Source organism: Streptomyces bobili (assembly GCF_002154575.1).
GTDB classification, from domain to species: Bacteria; Actinomycetota; Actinomycetes; order Streptomycetales; family Streptomycetaceae; genus Streptomyces; species Streptomyces bobili.
Window position 1 is genome coordinate 1 of record NZ_MUBA01000698.1, and the last position, 1,970, is coordinate 1,970.

Consider the following 1,970-nt stretch of genomic DNA (forward strand, 5'->3'; position numbering starts at 1 on the left):
GCGGGACGCGTCCCGCTCCTTCTGCGGCTCGTGGCCGGAAAGCACCCCACGGCTCCGGAACCGCCGGCGCCGCCGCCCCGATCCGTGGAGCACACCGAAACCGAAGGGGAACAGCCATGTCCGCGACCGACGACGAACGCCTGACCGGCCTGGCAGCCTCCCTCGCCCGCGACGACCCCCGGTTCGTCCGGTCGCTGGACGAGGGACGGCCGGCCCCGCCCCGTGAATACCGCCGCCTCCGCGGCTGGTCGTGGCTCGCCGTAGCGACCGCCGCGCTGATCGCCAGTGTGGTCCTGCCGCACGGCCTGCTCCTCGCCGCGGGCCTGGTCCTGGCGGGCCTGTCCGCCCAGCTCTTCGACCCTCACCTGTCGCGCCCTCACCTGTCGCGCCCTCGCCGGTGGAGGCCCCGCGGTTGAGGCCCCGCGGTCGAGGCCGCCGCAGGGCCGCCGGACGGCGTTTGTTAGGCTCCGGGGGCCTTTCCACGGGGGAAGTCCGGTGAGAGTCCGGCGCTGACCCGCAACGGTGTGCGCGACGACCTGACGGTCCGTCGTGTGAGCCCGATCGCCCGTGGTGGGCAGCGACCCGTTGACTGCTCGCCGAGGACTGCGAGAGGGGGACCGCGCGGCCCGCGGGCCGTACGGGCTGTCTCACGGTCCATCAGGCGGCCGAGGTGAAGGACCGCCACCGCCCGTGCTTCGAAGACCTACGGCGAGCCGCAGCCGTAAGCCCCTCGTGCCCCTGGCCGCCGCACTGGGCCTCGTCCTGCTCCTGTCCCTGCTGTGCGCGGTCGCCCTGGGCGCCACGGGCATCGGGGGTGCCCAGGTGCTCCGGCTGCTGTGGGCCGGCCTCACCGGCGGGACCGTCCCCGCCCGGGACGGCGCCGCGTACACCATCGTCTGGGAGATCAGGCTGCCGCGCGTCGTGCTCGGAGCCGTCGTCGGGGCCGGGCTCGCCTCGGTCGGCGTGGCCGTGCAGGCGATGGTCCGCAACGCCCTCGCCGACCCGTTCGTGCTGGGCATCTCCTCGGGCGCGGCCGTGGGCGCCAACGCCGTCATCCTGCTCGGCGCGTTCGCGGGCCTCGGCGTCTGGGCGCTGTCGGTCTCCGCGTTCGGCTCGGCGCTCGCCGCGATGGCGCTGGTGTACGCCGTCGCCCGCACCCCGAGCGGTCTCACCCCGCTGCGGCTGATCCTGACCGGGACGGCACTGGCGTACGGCTTCGAGGCCCTGACGACCGTGATGGTGTTCGGCGCGGCCCGTGGCGAGGCGGCCCGCTCGGCGATGATGTGGCTGCTGGGCAGTCTCGGCGGCGCGACCTGGGCGCAGGTGCCGATCGCCGCCGTCACCGTCACCCTCGGCTGGGCCTGGCTGCGCCGGCGGGCCGAGGCGCTCAACGCGCTCGCGATGGGCGACGAGACCGCCGCCGCGCTCGGCGTCCGGCCCGCCACGCTGCGCCGCGAGCTGTTCCTCGTGACGGCGGCCGTGACCGGGACCGTGGTCGCGGTGAGCGGCGCGATCGGCTTCGTCGGCCTGATGGTGCCGCACCTCGTGCGGATGGTCGTCGGCGCCGATCACCGCCGCGTACTGGTCCTGGCCCCCCTCGCCGGAGCCGTCCTGCTGGTCTGGGCGGACCTGCTGTCCCGGCTCCTGCTCGCGCCGGCCGAACTCCCCGTCGGCGTGGTCACCGCCGTCGTCGGCGTGCCGGCGTTCCTGCTGCTCATGCGGCGCGGCGGCCATGCCTTCGGGGGCCGCTGATGGCTCCGCCGGTGGAGGGGAGCATGCGGCCTGGCCGGGAGGGCGTGCGGGGTGCGGGCGTGGCCGGCGGTGTGCCGCGGGCCTCGGGGCGCGTCGTTCGTCGGTGTGTCGGCCGGCCTGTCGTCGGTGTGGCGCGGCGGTCGTGCGGTCGGGGGCCGCTGGTGATGTCCCACCTCGGAGGAGCACATGCGTCTTGACCTGGAGGGCGTCACCGTCGA

2 protein-coding genes are annotated in these 1,970 nt (G+C 75.6%); both read left to right on the forward strand.

Translation table 11 applies throughout. From position 1 onward, the window contains the following. Positions 1–116: 116 nt before the first annotated feature. Positions 117–416 (forward strand): DUF3040 domain-containing protein, encoded by a 300-nt coding sequence (locus BZL64_RS36365; protein ID WP_086773296.1) that lies wholly within the window; start codon positions 117–119, stop codon positions 414–416. Between the two features lie 274 nt (positions 417–690). Continuing rightward, positions 691–1,752, forward strand: coding sequence for a FecCD family ABC transporter permease (locus tag BZL64_RS36370; RefSeq protein ID WP_086773297.1), 1,062 nt, complete (start codon positions 691–693; stop codon positions 1,750–1,752). Positions 1,753–1,970 lie beyond the last annotated feature (218 nt).

What these genes read in the sequence shown, in the direction of transcription:
- BZL64_RS36365 (WP_086773296.1), top strand. Translation starts at nt 117, where the DNA reads ATGTCCGCGACCGACGACGAACGCCTGACCGGCCTGGCAGCCTCCCTC.